Below are 2,948 nucleotides of genomic sequence, written 5' to 3'. Positions count from 1 at the left end.
GGATATACCAAAATGTCATAAGTTAAACCAAATTGGGCCAAAAGCCCTATACCATTCTGAAAATCTTTTCTAAGCATAAACTCAGGATCCGGTTCTTCCTGTACAATATGTCTTACTCCTTTAAGCTTTTTATCTTGTGAGAAATGCGCTAACTTCTTATCTACATCATCCGCCCTAAGATCTACCCATCCAACTGCCCCTTTAATAAATTCATTTTCACCTGCCAGTTGAAGGAGGAATTCTGTTTCCTCTTCTGACTGATCTGCTTGCACTGCAACACAGCCATCCACCATATTACTTTTAAGTATCGGTCCCAGATTGGAGGGAAGAAAATCTTGCTGAAGGACTTTCATGGAATCATCAATCCAACCATATTTCACAGGGTCATATTTCCAAAAATGCTGATGGCTGTCAATTACCATTTGATTCAGTTTTGAAGAGAATGAAGATCATCATAAGGCCTAACCATTTAGTTTAATAAAACCTCCATCAATAGGAAAATCTGTACCTGTAATAAAGGAAGCTTCATCAGAACATAAATATACAGCCAAATTGGCTATTTCTTCCGGCTTGCCCATTCTCCCTATTGGCTGTGTTTCGGACAATCTTTTAAACATTTCCTTTTCCATACACGGATAATTTTGCTTCAGGTATCCATCAACAAAAGGGGTGTGCACCCTTGCCGGTGAAATGCTGTTGCAACGTATGCCATAGGACAAGTAATCCTTTGCCACGGAATAAGTCATAGTAAGTACGGCACCTTTGGTCATAGAATAGGCAAACCTTTCTGATATTCCCACAGTGGCAGCTACAGAGGCCATATTTATGATTACTCCTCCCCTCTCCTTCATGTTTTTTATACAGGCGTAAATACAATTATAGACCCCTTTAATATTTACCTGATAAACCCGGTCGATATCCGCTTCTGTAGTCAATTCAACATTGCCAATATGGGCAATACCCGCGTTATTAATAAGGATGTCTATTCCCGTCTCTGCTATTATAGCTTCAACCGTTTTAATAACATCTTTTTGGTTGGAAACATCACACGCATGTGCCTGGGCGTCACCTCCTGTAGCCTTTATTTCAGCTGCTGTTTCTTTTGCCGGTTTTGCGTTTACTTCCAGAATATGTACCTCAGCCCCCTGCTCGGCCAATGCCATGGCAATTGCCCTTCCAATACCACTACCCCCGCCGGTAACAATGGCTTTTTTAGTTTTTAAATCAAATTTCACATCGTTTCATTTAAATTTCCTTATTCTTTGTATGCGGTAGTTTAAATCTAATCATATTTTTCCATTTCCTCAACAGGATCTGATTTCGTTGCAGATGAATCCCGGATAAGGTTTTTGAGCAGCTTGATTTTTCTTATTAACTTACCTCTTCAAATTCCATTAAACAGAAGTATTGTATACCATAGTAGATATAGAAACTACCGGAAACGGTATTAAGGGTAATAAAATAACCGAGATAGCCATCTTTAAGTTTGATGGACAAAAGGTGGTAGATGAATTCACCTCCCTGGTAAATCCTGAATGTGAAATTCCTTATTTTATCACCGGACTAACAGGAATTGATAACCATATGGTGCGCAATGCGCCAACACTCGTGGAAATTGCACCACAGATTCTGGAAATAACACAGGACACTATTTTTGTGGCGCACAGTGTTAATTTCGATTACAACGTAATTAAAGAAGAGTTCAGGACTGTTGGTATTTCCTTCGTCAGAAAAAAGCTCTGTACTGTACGTTTGTCCAGAAGGCTGATTCCGGGATATTCTTCATATAGTCTTGGCAAACTTTGTTCTTCATTGAATATACCAATTACGGACAGGCACAGGGCAAGAGGTGATGCGTATGCAACTGTACATTTGTTTAGAAAACTTCTGGAAACAGAAAACTCTGAGACTGTTTTTACTTCATTCTTAAATGCACGTTCCCAGGAAGCAACGCTGCCGCCTTCGCTTCAGCGGGAGGTCTATGAAAGCTTACCTTCAAAACCCGGAGTATACTATTTTAAAAACAGCAAAGGGGAGATCATTTATGTTGGTAAAGCTAAAAACATAAAGAAAAGGGTCCTAAGCCACTTTTACGATAAGTCTACTAAAGAAGTACAAATGTGCAGAGAAACTTCAAATATAGATTTTGAGCTTTCAGGTAATGAGTTGCTGGCGCTTTTAATGGAATCTGCCGCCATAAAACATCATTATCCCTTATTCAACAGGGCACAAAAAAGAAATGTGGTTCCGTATGGGGTATTCTCCTATGAAGACCGGCAAGGGATAATGCACCTTGCATTTAACAAATTAAGCCAGGTCCCGAGATCCTTAATTACTTTTTACAACACCACAGATTGCCGCCTTTTTATTGAGCAAATGTGTATCGACTATAATTTATGCCCCAAATATTGTCATTTACAGGAAAATGTAGATTCATGTTCACATTTCAGGGTAGCTAACTGCAAAGGCATCTGCCGGGGTAAAGAATCTGCAGCCGCTTATAATAAAAGGGTGCAGGCCGCAATTGAAAATATATTGTCGGCTAAACAGACTTATATCATAAAAGACAAGGGAAGAACCATTGATGAAGATGCAGTGGTGATTGTACAGGAGGCCGTTTATTCTGGTTACGGCTTTGTTCCAAAAAGTGTTTCAATAAACTCCATAGAAGATATAATGGCTTTTCTTATCCCTCAAAAAGACAATCTGGAAATAACCCGGCTTATTCAAACGTACAGGGTGAAAAACCCGAACTCTATACTTGATTTTTCTTCAGGTATCCTCAAATCTGTGCAAAAAGTGTGAGGAGCGACTTCAGTAGGAAGCAGCTGTGGTAGTGAATCTATTTATATTTATCCATTTCATTGTACATCCGGACTATAAAAAGCAACCAAATCACAAAGATGATAGCAACAACAATGGAGTAAATTAAGATAAAATCCATTATT

Annotated in this window: 3 protein-coding genes; 1 reads left to right on the top strand and 2 read right to left on the bottom strand. The window is 39.0% G+C overall.

All coding sequences use genetic code 11. The features are described 5' to 3' along the window. Both WBN20_RS07580 and WBN20_RS07575 read right to left on the bottom strand, forming a co-directional pair. Window positions 1-422, bottom strand: a 422-nt coding sequence (locus WBN20_RS07580) for an amidohydrolase family protein (protein ID WP_424281255.1), incomplete at its 3' end; no start/stop codon positions are given. Window positions 423-461: 39 nt separating this feature from the next. Further along, window positions 462-1,235, bottom strand: a complete 774-nt coding sequence (locus WBN20_RS07575) for an SDR family NAD(P)-dependent oxidoreductase (RefSeq protein WP_424281254.1) — start codon at window positions 1,233-1,235, stop codon at window positions 462-464. A gap of 172 nt (window positions 1,236-1,407) precedes the next feature. Between WBN20_RS07575 and WBN20_RS07570 the strand changes: the two genes are divergently transcribed. Further along, entirely contained in the window at window positions 1,408-2,805 is a 1,398-nt protein-coding gene (locus WBN20_RS07570) for an exonuclease domain-containing protein (RefSeq protein ID WP_424281253.1), read from the top strand. Window positions 2,806-2,948: the final 143 nt, after the last annotated feature.

This window comes from Eudoraea sp., assembly GCF_049665975.1.
Taxonomy (GTDB): domain Bacteria; phylum Bacteroidota; class Bacteroidia; order Flavobacteriales; family Flavobacteriaceae; genus Eudoraea.
The sequence above is the reverse complement of the archived record's forward strand: the minus strand, read 5'-3'. Positions and strand labels throughout refer to the sequence as shown.